The sequence below is a fragment of the Stenotrophomonas sp. HMWF023 genome, from assembly GCF_003060985.1.
In the GTDB taxonomy this organism is placed as follows: Bacteria; Pseudomonadota; Gammaproteobacteria; order Xanthomonadales; family Xanthomonadaceae; genus Stenotrophomonas; species Stenotrophomonas lactitubi.
Genome location: NZ_QAIJ01000099.1, coordinates 1 through 14,808, shown reverse-complemented (window position 1 = coordinate 14,808; position 14,808 = coordinate 1). Strand labels below are relative to the sequence as shown.

Genomic DNA, 14,808 nt, shown 5'->3' with positions numbered 1-14,808 from the left:
CCTTGCGGAACGGACGCACCTGCACCCGCACGTAGACGCCTGCGGCGACATAGGGATCGGCATCGGCCCAGGCCTGGGCCTGCTGCAACGAATCGAAGCCGGCTATCACCACTGAGCCACTGAACCCTGCCGGGCCGGGGTCTTCGCTATCGATCGCCGGACACGGGCCCGCCAGCAGCAGGCGGCCTTCATCGCGCAACGCGGTCAGCCGCGCCAGGTGCTCGGGCCGCGCCTGCAGCCGCTGGGCCAGTACATCCTGGCCGTCATATCCTTCAATCACATACCACACCGGCATTTCCTCGCTTGCGTTGCTGGTGAACCGATTCTAGCCAATCCAGCCCCCTGCCCGGCCTCGGCTGGACACTGGCGCAGCAAAGGCTTACCCTAGGGACCATTGCACGTGGCTGGATGCAGCAGCCCGTCGGTTTTTGCGGCCAACGCAGCCCCCGACGACCGACCCGCTGCTTCGAACCGGTCCACCCGACCGGGCCCCGTAGACGACCTCCCCGTAGTCCTGTCGCTGCCGTGTCCTGCGGCGCGTCCTGTTGTTTGATGTGTGGAACCGCGCCGAGACAGGCGCGCCTGGTGTCCTGGCGGTCCGTGGCAGTTGCCCGGTGTGCCAGCTACCGCGACTGGTCCGTTGCAATCCTGATCTCCATTAGATGACTTCCGAACTCGCGCTTGACGCGAACACGCCAACCCGGCCGCCCGCCCCCCAGCAGCAGGAAATGCCGCTGGCCGTGGTGCATGGGCAACCGGTCCTGCAGATTCCGCAGGACCTGTACATCCCGCCGGATGCGCTGGAAGTCATCCTGGATGCTTTCGAAGGCCCGCTGGACCTGTTGCTGTACCTGATCCGCCGGCAGAACCTGGACGTGCTGGACATCCCCGTGGCCGAGATCACCCGGCAGTACGTGGAATACATCACCGTGATGCGCGAGCTGCGCTTCGAGCTTGCCGCCGAGTACCTGGTGATGGCGGCGATCCTGGCGGAAGTGAAGTCGCGCATGCTGCTGCCCCGCCCCCCCAGCGTGGAGGGCGAGGAAGCCGATCCGCGTGCGGAGCTGGTGCGACGGCTGCAGGAGTACGAACGTTTCAAGCAGGCCGCCGAGGACATCGACGCCCTGCCCCGGCAGGACCGTGACACCAGCGTGGCGCATGCCTTCATGCCCGAGCGCGCCGCAGTGAAGCTGCCGCCGCCGGTGGACCTGAAGGAAATGCTGATGGCCCTGCACGACGTGCTCAAACGCGCCGAGCTGTTCACCGGCCACGCGATCAAGCGCGAGGCGCTGAGTGTCCGGCAGCGCATGGGCGAAGTACTGGGGCGACTTGAAGACGGCAAGTTCTATCGTTTTGAAAACCTGTTCACCGCCGAAGAGGGCAAGCTGGGCGTGCTGGTCACGTTCCTGGCCGTGCTGGAACTGGCCAAGGAACAGCTGCTGGACCTCGTGCAGGAAGAACCGCTGGCGCCGATCTACGTAAAGTCCCTGGCCGCCGGCAATACCAATGCCCCGCTGCAGTTCAGCAGCGAATTCGACGACAACGACGCCGCCAATGAAAACGAGTGAGCGCTGACTGCCGATGGATCAAACGCTGATCAACCGCATTGTCGAAGGTGCGCTGCTGGCCTCCAGCCAGCCGCTCACCCTGGCCCAGCTGAAGGACCTGTTCCCGGAAGATGAGCCGGCACCGCCGGGCAGCATCGAACGTGCGCTGGAACGGCTGCGCGAGAGCTGCCAGGACCGTGGCGTGGAACTGGTGGAGGTGGCCTCCGGCTTCCGCTACCAGGTGACCGCCGAAGTGCATGGCTGGATCAGCCGGCTGTGGACCGAACGCAAGACCCGCTATACCCGCGCCACCCTGGAAACGCTGGCACTGATCGCCTACCGGCAACCGATCACCCGCGGCGAGATCGAGCAGGTGCGCGGCGTGGCGGTCAGCAGTAACATCATCCAGGCACTGGAAGAGCGCGAGTGGATCCGCGTGGTCGGCCACCGTGACGTGCCCGGCAAGCCCGCGCTGTTCGGCACCACCAAGGGCTTCCTGGACTACTTCGGGCTGAAACGCCTGGACGAACTGCCGCCCCTTTCCGAGCTGAAGGACCTGGGCGACCTGGAACCGCAGCTCGCGCTGGATCGCGACGCCCCCCTCGCCGCCAGTGCCGACGGCCCGGACGTGAGCGCCGACCCGGACGCCGCTGCAAATGACGACACCAGCACCACCGCTGGCGACACCCCCGATTCTGCCGACGCACTTCCTGCGGCGGCCGACGATGAGCAAGCACCTTCGCCCTCCGATGATGGGCACCCCGATTCCGCGCCGGGCGAGCGCGCGGTGACAGTGAACGAACGCGAAGACAACGCCGTCGCGAAGACGACCGTGGCTGTTGACCAAGCCGATTCCGAACCAGAGGCCGACCCCGAAACCGTCGGCCGGAGCAAAACTGATGAGTGACACCCCCCGCAAGCCCTCGTTGAACAAGCTTTCGCTCAAGCGCGAAGCCACGTCCGAACAGTTCAAGCTGGAAGAACGCCTGCACAAGGTCCTGGCCCAGGCCGGCCTGGGCTCGCGCCGTGCGCTGGAACAGCGCATCGCTGAAGGCCTGGTCAAGGTCAACGGCGAAGTCGCGCAGACCGGCATGTCGGTCAAGAGCGGCGACAAGATCGAGCTCGACGGTCGCGGCTTCGTCGCCACCGCGCTGGCCGAACCCTCGCGCGTGCTGGTCTACAACAAGCCGGAAGGCGAAGTGACCACCCGCGAAGACCCTGAAGGTCGCCCGACCGTGTTCGAATCCCTGCCGGCGCTGAAGGGCGCCCGCTGGATCGCCGTCGGCCGCCTCGACATCAACACCACTGGCCTGCTGCTGGCAACCACCGACGGTGAGCTGGCCAACGCCATGATGCACCCCTCGTTCGAGGTGGAGCGCGAGTACGTGGTGCGCGTGCGTGCCCCGGAAGGCGAGGACAAGGTGCCTGATGCCGTCGTCGACCGCCTCACCCGTGGCGTCGCACTGGAAGATGGTCCGGCCAAGTTCGATGAGATCGAACGCATCGGCGGCACCGATTCGCACGACTGGTTCCGCGTCGTGGTGAAGGAAGGCCGCAATCGCGAAGTGCGCCGCCTGTGGGAATCGCAGGGCTGCCAGGTCAGCCGCCTCAAGCGCACCCGCTACGGCAAGGTCAGCCTGCCGCGCGAACTGGCTCGCGGCCAGTCGGTCGAACTGCCGGGCAGCCAGGTCGAAGCGCTGCGCGCCGAACTGAAGCTGGAAGAAGGCGCACCGTCGGCCCTGACCCTGCAGCCGGTGATCGGCCAGCGTCGCGCCGCCAAGACCACCGTGCGCGTGCGTGAGGGTGGCCGCGGCAATGCCTACGTCAACGGTCACAGCACCGCCGATGAAGGGCGTGAACTGCGTCGCTTCGACAATGTGCGCGAAGACCGCGGCCGCGGTCGCGGCGGCAAGGGTGGCGGCGGCTTCAAGGGCGGTCTGACGGTCAGCGGTGAAGCCGCAGCCAAGCAGTCGCAGCGCCCGTTCAAGCAGCGCGCGCCGAAGAACGACCGCTCGCTGCCGGAAGGCAACCCGGCCGCATTCCGCACCTGGTATGTGCCTGACGGCGTCAGCACCGGCCCGAGCGGCCACCGCAACGCGGGTCCGGGCGCACGTGGCCCGGGTGCCCGTGGTCCGGGCGCAGGTGCAGGTGCAGGCGGCCAGGGCCGTCCGTACGGCAAGCCGAAGGGCCCAGGCGCAGGCGCCGGTGGCGGCCAGGGTCGCGGCGGCTACGGCGGTGAAGGTCGTGGTGGCTACGGTGGTGAAGGACGCGGTGGCGCCGGTGGCGCCGGCGGCCAGGGTCGTCCGGCCGGTGCGGGCAACCGCTCGCAGGGCCAGGGCAACAAGCACCCGTACGGCCATCCGGGCAATGCCCCGAGCTTCCCCTCCGACCACGCCAACCCGGGCTTCAGTCCGTACGGCACCTCGCGTCCGGCCGGCAACGGTCGTCCGGGTGGCAATGCAAATGCACGTCCGGGCGGCAACCGTGGTCCGGGCGGCCCCGGTGGCAATCGTGGCCCGGGTGGTCCCGGTGGCAACCGTGGTCCCGGCGGCCCGGGTGGCAACCGCGGCCCGGGTGGCCCCGGCGGCAACCGTGGCCCGGGTGGCCCGCGTCGCAGCGGCCCGCGCGGCAGCTGAGCGCTGAAGCAACCGACATGAAGAACCCCGGCTCCGGCCGGGGTTTTTCTTTAAACAGGGGACGGCGGGGATCAAGTCGTTTTTGCCAGACTGTGTGTCGAACGGGCGAAAGCGACTTAATCCCCTCCGTCCCCTTTTGCATGGCGCTGGAAGGCGGCGGGTGTGGTGCCAGCCATGCTGCGGAAGAAGGCAATGAACGGGCTCTCTGCCGAGAAGCCGGTGTCCTGCGCGACATGTGCGACGCGATGGCCAAGCAGCAGCAGTTCCATCGCCCGCATCAGGCGCCATTGCTGGCGCCAGGCCTGGTAGCCCATGCCGGTATCGCGCTGCATCAGCCGGCCCACGGTACGCACGCTCAAGCCCGTGCGTGCGGCCAGCTCCCCCAGTTCGGGCGGCAGGTGTTCGGCCAGCGGCAGGCAACGTGCGATCCGTGGATCGTGCGGCAATGGCAGGTCCATCGGCGCTACCGGTGCGGCGGCGATCTCCAGCAAGCACAGCGCGAGCTGATGGTGCGCACGTGGCGCCTGCCAGTCGTGATCGAACGGTGCCTGCGCGATCGGCTCCAGCAGCGCCTGCAGCAAGGGCCCCACCCCGATGATTGCCGGCTGCTGCGGCAGCTGTGCCGACAGCGTGGTATCGAAGTACAGCGAGCGGTAGTCCACCGCCTGGCGCATCTGCGCCCGATGGCGCAGGCCGCCAGGGATCCATGCCGCGCGCGACGGCGGCAGCAGACTGATGCGGTCACCAAACGTCAGCCGCGTGCAGCCCTGTCGCGTGTACAGCAGCTGCGCACGTGCGTGCTGATGCCAGCCCGAATCGTGATCGGCCAGCGACGACGCAATGCCCAACACCGGCGCGTCCCAGGCGTCGGCATCGAAGTGCGCATCCGGCTGCAGCCAAGCCATGTCCGATTTCCTATATTTTCTGTCAGAACCGACATATTGCGCCAACGCGCCGGCCATCACAATGCGCGGCCCCGATTCCGGAGCGCCCGCATGTCGCGTCGCCTGTTGCTGCTCACCATCGCGCTGCTGATGTTCCCGCAGCTGGCACAGACCCTGTACAGCCCTGCCCTGGCCGATCTCGCCGGGCGCTTCGCACTGCCACCGGGCGCCGCCAGCCAGGCGATGAGCCTTTACCTGTTCGGTTTCGCCGCCGGTGTCGCGCTGTGGGGATGGCTGGCCGACCGTATCGGCCGCCGCCCAGCCCTGCTCGGTGGCCTGGCCGTGTTCGCACTGGCGGCCTGCGGAGGCCTGCTGGCCAGCACGTTCGGCCAGGTCCTGCTGGCCCAGGCACTGGCCGCGCTGGGCGCGGCGGCGGCCTCGGTGGTGACCCAGACGGTACTGCGCGATCACCTGCAGGGGCCGGCCTTGGCGCAGGCGTTCTCGTGGATCGGCATGGCGCTGGCATTGAGCCCGGCGATCGGGCTGGCACTGGGGACGTTGCTGGTTGCCACCCACGGCTATGCGGGCGTGCAGGCAGGCCTGCTGCTGATTGCCCTACTGCTGATGCTCGGATGCACATCCGGCCTGCACGAGAGCCGCCCTGCCAACGTCGGGCACACCCCTCTGCTGCCACTGCTGCGGCAACTGCTCTGCGACCGCTGGATCTGGTCACAGGCGCTGCTGGTGATGGCATTCAACGTGGCCATGTACAGCTGGTACGCGCTGGGCCCCTTCGTGTTCGAGCGACTGCACTGGCCGCTGGCCTGGTTCGGTGCCAGCGGCGCGCTGCTGGCGCTGGGTTCGGCGCTGGGCGCTTGGGGCAATGGCCGCCTGCTACGCGCAGGCGCGTGCGCCACCACCCGCATCCAACTCGCCGCAGGGCTGGTGCTGGCCGGTGGCCTGTTGGCTGTACTGCTGCATGATCGACCCGCTCTGGTCGTGGCGATGGTGCCGGTGGTGACCGGCTTCGGCCTGGCCATTCCCAATGTGCTCGGCCAGGCCCTGCGCGGCTATCCGCATTGCCTCGGCAGCGCAGGCGCGCTGTTCGGCCTGCTCTATTACCTGTTGATCGGCGTGGCGATGGCCGTGGTCGGTGCACTGCAGCTGCTGGCACCGACGCTCATCGCATGCGGGCTGCTTGCACTGTGGCTGCAGCGGCCGCGCGCCGTTGTGGCCTAGGAATTATTGCAAAGGCCATGCGCTGTGCGCTGCTTCCGGAATCGCCCCCTATGCACTGGCTATCGTGCGCACTCTCCCCAACGAGGCAGATGCCCATGATCACCATCACCGCCGAACAGGCCCGCGCAAACGCAGATGCCGCTACGCGTCCTGTCGACCAGTACTACCGCGATCTCGACACGTCGATCCAGGCGGGGTCGGAAAATGGCCGCCGCTACATCGTGTTCGGCTTCAGCCAGGCATTGGCCAGCGAGCGGCTCGTCGAGGGCGTCGTCGCGCAGTTGCAGAAGAATGGCTTTGAGGTCGAACGACTGCCCAGCGATGCCGAGCAGCATTACATCCGCATCAGCTGGGAAGGAACCGCGCCGGCCCGGCTCAACGCCGGCTGATGGTGAACGCGGCGCCGTCCACGCCCAGGTCCCAGCCCTTGCCGGTGCCGGACAGGGCCAGCGAGATATCACCCTTCGTCATCACCTGCGCGTTGCTGGATTTCACCGCACCGGCGTGCGCGCCTACCGAGGCGTATGTGCCCAGCAGCTCGCCGACGCTGCTGGCGCCGGTGAAGCTGCCACGGCCATCGGTGATCTTCGACTTGCCGACGGTCAGGCCGCCGCCCTTCAGCTGGATCCGCACCGGCATGCTGGCGCCACTGGTGCAGTGGATGGTGCCGTTGCCCGAGGCGGTCTTGTAGATCAGCGACCAGCCGGACAGGTTGTAGCGCAGCTGGCAATCGAGGTTGCCACCGGCCTGCGCGGTCGGGGCCAGGGAGGCGGCGGCCAGCGCCAGCAGCAGGGCAAACGGCTTGGTATTCATCGGCAGAACATCCACATCGGTCGGAATGTGGGCGAATCTAGCAGCGCGCGCGTGCACGTTGGATGCAGGCGCGCGCGGTGAGGCAGGAGGCGTTCAGCCGCCGTATCAGGCCTGCACATCCAGATGAAAGGCGTCGGCATCGAGCATCGCCGGGAAGCGTGCACGGTGCGAGGCCAGCGCTTCGGCCGAGATGGTGGTGGTCACCACCTGCTCGCGCTCGCGGATCTCCACCTGCGGCTGACCGAGGAAGTCGATGACCGCACTATCGCCGGCGTAATGCAGCTGGTTGCCGTCCACGCCTACGCGGTTGACCGCAGCGACGAAGCACAGGTTCTCGATCGCCCGCGCGCGCAGCAGGGTCTTCCACGCATAAGCGCGAGCCGACGGCCAGTTGGCGACGAAGATCTGCAGGTCGAAGTCCAGCTGTTCAACACGCTCGACGTTGTAGCGGTTGCGGCAGAACACCGGGAAACGCAGGTCGTAGCAGACCTGCGGATTGATCCGCCAGCCCTTCCATTCCACGCACAGGCGGTCGCGGCCGGCGGCATAGCGCTCGTGCTCGCCGCCGTAACGGAACAGATGGCGCTTGTCGTAGTACTGCAGGCCACCCTCGGGGGTGGCGAACAGCAAGCGGTTGTAGACGCCCTCGCCATCGCGCAGCTGCACGCTGCCGATCACCGCCGCGTTCAAGGCCTTGGCCTGTTCGCGCACCCAGGCCACAGTCGGGCCGTCCATGCCTTCGGCCTGGGCGATGGCCTCGTTGGAAAAGCCACTGGTGAAGGTCTCCGGCAGGATTACCAGATCGGTGGTCCCTGCCAGCGGCGCCAGAAGCGCACCGTAGTAGGCGCGGTTGCCGGCCGGGTCGTGCCAGCGGGTGTCGCCTTGCACGAGGGAAATGCGCAGGTCATTCATGGTCGTGGACTCGCAGAATTTGAAGTCGGATTGCCAGTGCGGTGACGCGGCCAAGGGCCTTAGCCGCACCCGTCTGTTTCGATGAAACGGCGCAAATGCGCCCTGAGCGAGCTTGCAGCTGGCGCTGCCCGCTCCAACCCCTGGCGAGCCAGTGCCGAGGCCTGCTCCTGACGTTTCAGGCTGGCCGCTATACGTGCAAAGACGAGCAGCTCAGCAGCACGAACCTGTTCGAAATCTGCACTGTCCAGCATCGCCTCATAATCACCTGGAAAGTTCTGGTGTGCCGCGAAAAACTGTCTACCGGCGCTTTCCCATGCTGAAAAAAGCGCTTTCGCTGAAGCGAAAGTTTCCGGTTCGGATGCCCCATAGGCCCAACCACCTCCTGTAACCGCGCCATCCCCAGCAAGCCGCTCGCGAAACACACAGCCGGATTCGATAATTGTCTCCGGCGAATATTCGCCGCCGCCCTGCTGTGGCAAGAACGCCAGATGCGCCCCCATCTCCACGTAGCACCACTGTCCGCCGGAACCGTGCTGGAACTCGACTATATGAATCAGCGGAGTGCAAATTCTGCGAAAGGTCCGTCCTTGTCGGACGAACCCCTCTCGGAGCAAACGCGGAAAGAACTCCGACTCAAGGAGTTCGAAGAATCTCTCCTTATCTGCACCCCGACTCACTCCGCTCACAGCAGGCGCAGGCGTTCGATCGCCGCATCCAGAGTGGCCTCGTTCTTGGCGAAGCACAGGCGCACCAGGCGCTGGCCGGCCGGCGCGGTTTCGTAGAACGGCGACAGCGGGATGGCAGTGACGCCCTTTTCGATGGTCAACCACTTCACGAACTCGTGGTCTGGCAGGTCGCTGATGGCCGAATAGTCGACCAGCTGGAAGTAGCCACCCGGCACCGGCAACGCCTTCAGGCGGGTGCCAGCCAGCTGCTCGCGGAAGCGGTCGCGCTTGGCTTCATAGAAAGCGCCCAGTTCCAGGTGATGCTGCGGTTCGTCGCGGATCATCGCAGCAAAGCCGTACTGCGCCGGGCCGAAACTGGTGAAGGTGTTGTACTGGTGCACCTTGCGGAATTCGGTGGTCATCGCCGGCGGCGCCACCGCGTAGCCGATCTTCCAGCCGGTGCAGTGATAGGTCTTGCCGAAGCTGGAGATGACGAAGGTCCGCTCGCGCAGCTCCGGGTAGCGCAGTGCCGATTCATGACGGCGACCGTCGTAGATGATGTGCTCGTACACCTCATCGGAAATCAGGTAGATCTGCGTGCCGCGCAGCACATCGGCCAGCGCCTGCATGTCTGCTTCGTCCAGCATTGCGCCGGACGGGTTGTGCGGGGTGTTGACCATCAGCAGGCGGGTGCGCGGGGTGATCGCCGCACGCACGCGGTCCCAGTCGACGGCGAAGGTCTGCGGATCCAGCGGCACATGGACGGCCGTGGCGCCGGCCAGCTCGATCGCCGGTTCATAGCAGTCGTAGGCCGGATCCAGCACGATCACTTCCTCACCGGCACGCACCACGGCGTGGATGGCGTTGAAGATCGCCTCGGTGGCGCCGCTGGTGACGGTGATCTCGGTGTCCGGATCGATCTGCGCGCCGTACAGGTCCAGCGACTTCTGCGCGATGGCTTGGCGCAGCGGCGCCACGCCGGTCATCGGCGGGTACTGGTTCAGGCCGGCGGCCATCGCTTTGCTGGTTTCGTCGATCAGCCGCTGCGGCGCGGAGAAATCCGGGAACCCCTGGCCGAGGTTGACCGCGCCATGTTCGGCGGCGAGCTGGGACATCACGGTGAAGATCGTGGTACCGACCTTGGGCAGCTTGGTGTTCGGTTGCATCGGCCTGGGCTGTGGGGAAACAAGGGCTGGAAGTGTACGAAATCCCGACCCGGCCTGCGGCGCCGACGGTAGCGCCGGGTCATACCCGGCGGCTCTTTGCACATGCCACACCGATGGCAAGCCCCGCCGCGTGCTCGCCGGGCATGGCCCGGCGCTACCGGGTCACATTCACCGCTACAATTGCCGCCGCACTCCCGCATGAAGACCCCTGCGCCTTGAACACCCCTGCATTGCTGGCCGCCAGCGGCCTGAGCTTCTCCCGCAATGACGAGCCGGTGTTCGGCCCGCTGGACTTCCACGTGGATGCCGGCGAAGCGCTGCTGGTGCAGGGCGGCAACGGTGCTGGCAAGACCACCCTGCTGCGCGTGCTGTCGGGCCTGGCCCGCCCGGGCGCGGGCCAGGTGCTGATCGACGGCAAGCCGGCCAGCAACGCCGAACGTGCGCGCTATGTCGCCTACCTCAGCCACCTGCCGGCGCTGAAGCCGGACCTGGACACGCTGGAGAACCTGCATTTCCTGTGCGGCCTGCACGGCCGCCGCGCACGGCAGATGCCGGGCAATGCGCTGGCCATCGTCGGCCTGGCCGGCTACGAGGACACCCTGGTGCGGCATCTGTCGGCCGGACAGAAGCGGCGTCTGGCGCTGGCCCGCATCTGGCTGTCACCGGCACCGCTGTGGCTGCTCGACGAACCCTATGCCAACCTCGACCTGGAAGGCATCAACCTGGTCAACCGGATGATTTCCGCACATCTGCGCAGCGGCGGCGCCGCCCTGGTCACCACCCATGGCGCCTATGCGGCCCCGCCGGTGCGCACCCGCCAGCTCGACCTCGGCGGTGCCGCATGATCGCGCCAGGCACCGAGCCAGGCCTGTGGCAGACCACCCGCGCCCTGGTTGCGCGCGACCTGCGCCTGCTCTGGCGCCGTCGCGGCGATGCGCTGCAGCCGTTGCTGTTCGCCCTGCTGGTGGTGGTGCTGTTCGCCTTGGCCCAGGGCCGTGACCCGCAGCCACTGGCCGCCACCGCCGGTGCGGTGCTGTGGCTGGCGGTGCTGCTGGCCGGGCAGCTGGCGCTGGATTCGCTGTTCCGCTCCGATGCTGAAGACGGCTCGCTCGAACAATGGCTGCTGGCGCCGGTGCCACTGGCGTGGCTGGTGCTGGTACGGGTGCTGCTGCATTGGGCGACCACCGCCCTGCCGCTGATCATCCTGAGCCCGCTGTTGGCGGAAATGCTGCATCTGCCGCATGACCAGCTGCCGATGTTGCTGGCATCGTTGCTGTTGGGAACACCGTTGTTGAGTCTGATCGGTGGCGTGGTCGCTGCACTGACCGTGGGCATCCGGCGCTCTGGTATTCTCGTGGCGTTGCTGTCGTTGCCGTTGTACGTGCCGGTGCTTGTTTTCGGTGCCGGCAGCCTGGCGGCAGCCAGCCGCGGACAGGATCCGGTCGGTGCGCTGCTGATGCTGGGCGCTGGACTGGTGATCGCCCTGGTGCTGGCACCGCTGGCAACGGCTGCTGCGATCCGTATTTCTCTGAGTTGACCGAGCTGAGAGCCAATCCACCCCTGCTGGATAGCCGCCACGCATGAATCCGATTGTCCGCTGGTTCCATCAACTCGGCTCGCCTCCCACGTTCGATCGTTTCGCTGCCCGCTGGTCGCGGCTGTTCTACATCGCCGCGATACCGGTGCTGCTGGTCGGCCTGTGGCAGGCGCTGCTGGTGGTGCCGCCGGAAGCCCGCCAGCTGGACAGCTTCCGCATCCTCTACATCCACGTGCCCAGCGCCTGGATGAGCCTGTTCGTGTTCGCGCTGATGGCGCTTTACGCCGCCATCGCACTGATCTGGCGGATCAAGATCTGCGAGATCCTGGCCATGGCCTGCGCGCCGATGGGCGCCGGTTTCACCCTGATCACCCTGGTGACCGGCAGCATCTGGGGCAAAAGCACCTGGGGCACCTGGTGGGACTGGGACCCGCGCATGACCAGCGAGCTGGTCCTGCTGTTCCTGTACCTGGGCGTGATCGGCCTGTACCACGCCATCGAAGACCGCCGCAGTGCCGCACGTGCCGCTGGCCTGATGGCCATCGTCGGCGTCAGCCTGTTGCCGGTGATCCGTTACTCGGTGGACTGGTGGGGCGGCCTGCACCAGCGTCAGTCGATCAGCGTGTTCGGTGAATCGGCCATCCGCACCGAGCTGATTGCGCCGCTGTGGTGGATGGTGATCGCCACCAAACTCTGGTTCTGCGGTTCGCTGCTGGCCAAGGCGCGTGCCGACAACCTGTATCGCGAGGCCGGCAAGGCCTGGGTTGGCGACCGCGTCGATGCCCGTGCAACTGCGGTGGAGGAATCACGGCCATGACCCATTTGCCCTTCGTGATCGGCGCCTACGCCGTGTTTGTGCTGGTGCTCGGCGCCGATGCCCTTGGGTCGTGGCTGCGCCTGCGCGCGGCACGACGCCAGGCGCAGTCGCGCCAGCAGCGGCAGCAGGCGCGTCAGGCCGCACAGCAGGTCGCCGCGCCTGCGCTGTCGGCGGAGCTGGAACGATGACGCCGGTCCAACGCCGCCGTCTGGTCTGGGTGCTGCTGGCCCTGCTCGCCTCCGGACTGGCCACCGCGCTGGTGGCGATGGCGCTGGAGCGCAACATCGCTTACCTGTACACGCCCTCGGAAGTACTGCGCGGCGATGTCGATGCGCAGACCCGGTTCCGCCTCGGCGGCATGGTGGTGAAGGGTTCCTTCAACCGCCCGCTCGGCTCGTTGGAAGCGCACTTCAAGGTCACCGACGGCGATGCGCAGTTGCCGGTGTCGACCTCGCGGATTCTGCCGGACATGTTCGCCGAAGGCACTGCCGTGGTCGCAAGTGGCCGCCTGCAGGACGGCACCTTCGTCGCCGACGAAGTACTGGCCAAGCACGATGAGAAGTACGTGCCCAAGGAAGTGGCCGACAAGATGGGCCAGGCCCATCGCAAGCATGATGTGCCGGTCACGGCGCCCGAGGTGCGCTGAGTGCTTCCCGAATTCGGTCAGATCCTCCTGCTCTGCGCGTTGCTGGCCTCCTTGCTGCAGGCGGTGCTGCCGCTGGTCGGTGCGCAGCGCGGCAACGACGCATGGATGTCGGTTGCCCGCCCGGCTGCCTTTGCCCAGCTGGTGCTGCTTGCCGGCGCCTTCGCCGTACTGACGGCGGCCTTCGTGCAGCAGGACTTCTCGGTGCGCTACGTGGCCGAGAACTCCAATTCACTGCTGCCACTGATCTACCGCTATTCGGCAGTGTGGGGGGCGCACGAAGGCTCGCTGCTGATGTGGGCGCTGGTGCTGGCGCTGTGGACCGGTGCGGTGGCGCTGTTCTCGCGTCACCTGCCAGCACCCGTACAGGCGCGCGTGCTGGCGGTGATGGGCGTGGTCAGTGTCGGCTTCCTCGCCTTCCTGATCTTCACGTCCAATCCGTTCCTGCGCCTGAACCCGGTGCCACTGGAAGGCCGTGATCTCAACCCGTTGCTGCAGGACCCGGGACTGATCATCCATCCGCCGATGCTCTACCTGGGCTATGTGGGCTTTGCGGTGCCGTTCGCCTTCGCCGTGGCGGCGCTGCTGGAAGGCCGCGTCGATGCGCGCTGGCAACGCTGGACGCGGCCCTGGACCAACGTCGCCTGGGGCTTCCTCACGCTGGGCATCGCACTGGGCAGCTGGTGGGCGTACTACGAACTGGGCTGGGGCGGCTGGTGGTTCTGGGACCCGGTCGAGAACGCCAGCTTCATGCCGTGGCTGGTCGGCGCGGCGCTGATCCATTCGCAGGCGGTCACCGAAAAGCGCGGTACCTTCGGCAGCTGGACGCTGCTGCTGGCCATCGCGGCGTTCGCGCTGTCGTTGCTGGGCACCTTCCTGGTCCGTTCCGGCGTGCTGACCAGCGTGCATTCGTTCGCGGCCGACCCCTCGCGTGGGTTGTTCATCCTGATCTTCCTGTCGGTGCTGGTGGGCGGCAGCCTGCTGCTGTATGCGCTGCGTGCGCCGCGGCTGGCAGTGGATGCCGGCGATCCGCGCCGTGGCTTCACCGCGACCTCGCGCGAAACCCTGCTGCTGGCCAACAACCTGCTGCTGGCCAGCGCCTGCGCGATGGTCCTGCTTGGCACCCTCTACCCGCTGCTGGCCGATGCGCTGTCGCTGGGCAAGATCTCGGTGGGTCCACCGTACTTCGGCAGTCTGTTCCTGCTGTTGATGGCACCGATGGTGATGCTGCTGCCGTTCGGCCCGCTGGTGAAGTGGCAGCGCGACCAACCCTCGCGCGCACTGGCATTGCTGTTGCCATGGGCGGGTCTGGCCGTACTGCTCGGCGCTTGGGCCTGGTGGCAGGCGCCACAGAATGGCTGGAAGGCAGGCATCGGCGTCGCCGCTGCGGCCTGGGTTGGCCTGGGCACCGCCCGTTTTGTCTGGCAGCGTTTGCGTGGAAATGGCCGCTTCACTGCCGAGATGCTTGGCATGATCGTCGCCCACGCCGGTGTCGCGGTGTTCCTGGCCGGTGCGCTGCTGGTGGAAGCCTTGAACGTGCAACGCGAAGTCGCGCTGTCACCGGGCCAGCAGGTAGTGGTTGCCGGCCACGAAGTGCGCTTCGAGGGCGTGGACCACCGTGAAGGCCCCAATTTCATTGCTGACCGCGGTCATCTGCGGGTGCTGCGCGATGGTCGCGAACTGGCGCTGCTGCATCCGGAGAAGCGCCAGTACGCCAGCGGCGGCCAGGTGATGACCGAAGCCGGCATCGATGCACGCCTCAGCGGTGATGTCTACGTGGCATTGGGCGAGCCGCTGGGCAACAATGCGTGGGCGGTACGGGTGCATATCAAGCCCTTCGTGCGCTGGATCTGGCTGGGCGCGCTGTTGATGGCCCTGGGCGGATTCATCGCCGCCGCCGATCGCCGCTTTCGTCGTCCGTAGGAGTTCCCCATGTCCGAGTCGCCCGC

General features: G+C 67.1%; 17 protein-coding genes. 11 read left to right on the top strand and 6 right to left on the bottom strand.

Translation table 11 applies throughout. The features are described from left to right. Positions 1-289: YciI family protein (locus tag DBR20_RS05095; protein WP_108265429.1), on the bottom strand; the 289-nt coding region annotated here is incomplete at its 3' end. Between the two features lie 373 nt (positions 290-662). Here DBR20_RS05095 and DBR20_RS05090 point away from each other — a divergent pair. Genes DBR20_RS05090 through DBR20_RS05080 form a run of 3 tightly spaced genes read left to right on the top strand, consistent with a single transcriptional unit; the run spans position 663 to position 4,183 of the window. Continuing rightward, entirely contained in the window at positions 663-1,568 is a 906-nt protein-coding gene (locus DBR20_RS05090) for a ScpA family protein (protein WP_108265428.1), read from the top strand. A gap of 13 nt (positions 1,569-1,581) precedes the next feature. Then, positions 1,582-2,454, top strand: a complete 873-nt coding sequence (scpB, locus tag DBR20_RS05085; protein ID WP_108265427.1) for an SMC-Scp complex subunit ScpB — start codon at positions 1,582-1,584, stop codon at positions 2,452-2,454. Continuing rightward, the gene (locus DBR20_RS05080) at positions 2,447-4,183 is read left to right on the top strand and encodes a pseudouridine synthase (protein WP_108265426.1); all 1,737 of its coding nucleotides are present in this window, start codon (positions 2,447-2,449) and stop codon (positions 4,181-4,183) included. Before scpB ends, DBR20_RS05080 begins: the two co-directional genes overlap by 8 nt. Before the next feature lie 116 nt (positions 4,184-4,299). Here the strand turns inward: DBR20_RS05080 and DBR20_RS05075 are convergent, their stop codons facing one another. After that, the gene (locus DBR20_RS05075; RefSeq protein WP_100460585.1) at positions 4,300-5,088 is read right to left on the bottom strand and encodes a helix-turn-helix transcriptional regulator; all 789 of its coding nucleotides are present in this window, start codon (positions 5,086-5,088) and stop codon (positions 4,300-4,302) included. A 90-nt stretch (positions 5,089-5,178) separates the two neighbouring features. On the opposite strand from DBR20_RS05075, the gene DBR20_RS05070 reads away from it, so the two are divergent. Beyond that, complete coding sequence (locus tag DBR20_RS05070; protein WP_108265425.1) at positions 5,179-6,306, top strand: MFS transporter; 1,128 nt, start codon at positions 5,179-5,181, stop codon at positions 6,304-6,306. Between the two features lie 95 nt (positions 6,307-6,401). Continuing rightward, on the top strand, positions 6,402-6,695 hold the full coding sequence (locus tag DBR20_RS05065) for a hypothetical protein (protein ID WP_108265424.1): 294 nt from the start codon (positions 6,402-6,404) through the stop codon (positions 6,693-6,695). Here DBR20_RS05065 and DBR20_RS05060 read toward each other — a convergent pair. The 4 genes from DBR20_RS05060 to DBR20_RS05045 all read right to left on the bottom strand — a co-directional run bounded on the left by DBR20_RS05060 (position 6,682) and on the right by DBR20_RS05045 (position 9,862). Continuing rightward, the gene (locus DBR20_RS05060) at positions 6,682-7,119 is read right to left on the bottom strand and encodes a hypothetical protein (protein WP_108265423.1); all 438 of its coding nucleotides are present in this window, start codon (positions 7,117-7,119) and stop codon (positions 6,682-6,684) included. The genes DBR20_RS05065 and DBR20_RS05060 overlap by 14 nt on opposite strands. A gap of 105 nt (positions 7,120-7,224) precedes the next feature. Next, positions 7,225-8,031, bottom strand: coding sequence for an amidohydrolase (locus tag DBR20_RS05055; RefSeq protein ID WP_108265422.1), 807 nt, complete (start codon positions 8,029-8,031; stop codon positions 7,225-7,227). A 59-nt stretch (positions 8,032-8,090) separates the two neighbouring features. After that, the gene (locus DBR20_RS05050) at positions 8,091-8,708 is read right to left on the bottom strand and encodes a DUF4304 domain-containing protein (protein WP_181393021.1); all 618 of its coding nucleotides are present in this window, start codon (positions 8,706-8,708) and stop codon (positions 8,091-8,093) included. A 5-nt stretch (positions 8,709-8,713) separates the two neighbouring features. Then, entirely contained in the window at positions 8,714-9,862 is a 1,149-nt protein-coding gene (locus tag DBR20_RS05045) for a pyridoxal phosphate-dependent aminotransferase (protein ID WP_089236199.1), read from the bottom strand. 143 nt (positions 9,863-10,005) lie between these two features. Between DBR20_RS05045 and ccmA the strand changes: the two genes are divergently transcribed. The 6 genes from ccmA to DBR20_RS05015 are packed head-to-tail and all read left to right on the top strand — an operon-like array spanning position 10,006 to position 14,782. Further along, positions 10,006-10,707 carry a heme ABC exporter ATP-binding protein CcmA gene (gene ccmA, locus DBR20_RS05040; RefSeq protein ID WP_108265420.1) on the top strand — a complete coding sequence of 234 codons (702 nt, stop codon included), beginning with the start codon at positions 10,006-10,008 and terminating at the stop codon, positions 10,705-10,707. Next, positions 10,704-11,399 (top strand): heme exporter protein CcmB, encoded by a 696-nt coding sequence (ccmB, locus tag DBR20_RS05035; RefSeq protein ID WP_108265419.1) that lies wholly within the window; start codon positions 10,704-10,706, stop codon positions 11,397-11,399. The genes ccmA and ccmB overlap by 4 nt, the downstream gene beginning before the upstream one ends. 43 nt (positions 11,400-11,442) lie before the next feature. Continuing rightward, the gene (ccmC, locus tag DBR20_RS05030; RefSeq protein ID WP_108265418.1) at positions 11,443-12,216 is read left to right on the top strand and encodes a heme ABC transporter permease CcmC; all 774 of its coding nucleotides are present in this window, start codon (positions 11,443-11,445) and stop codon (positions 12,214-12,216) included. Continuing rightward, positions 12,213-12,404: a heme exporter protein CcmD gene (gene ccmD, locus DBR20_RS05025; RefSeq protein ID WP_100553022.1), complete on the top strand. Its 192-nt coding sequence runs from the start codon at positions 12,213-12,215 to the stop codon at positions 12,402-12,404. Before ccmC ends, ccmD begins: the two co-directional genes overlap by 4 nt. Next, a complete protein-coding gene (gene ccmE, locus DBR20_RS05020; protein WP_100460633.1) occupies positions 12,401-12,862 on the top strand; it encodes a cytochrome c maturation protein CcmE in 462 nt (153 codons plus the stop codon). The genes ccmD and ccmE overlap by 4 nt, the downstream gene beginning before the upstream one ends. Then, a complete protein-coding gene (locus DBR20_RS05015; protein ID WP_108265417.1) occupies positions 12,863-14,782 on the top strand; it encodes a heme lyase CcmF/NrfE family subunit in 1,920 nt (639 codons plus the stop codon). Positions 14,783-14,808 lie beyond the last annotated feature (26 nt).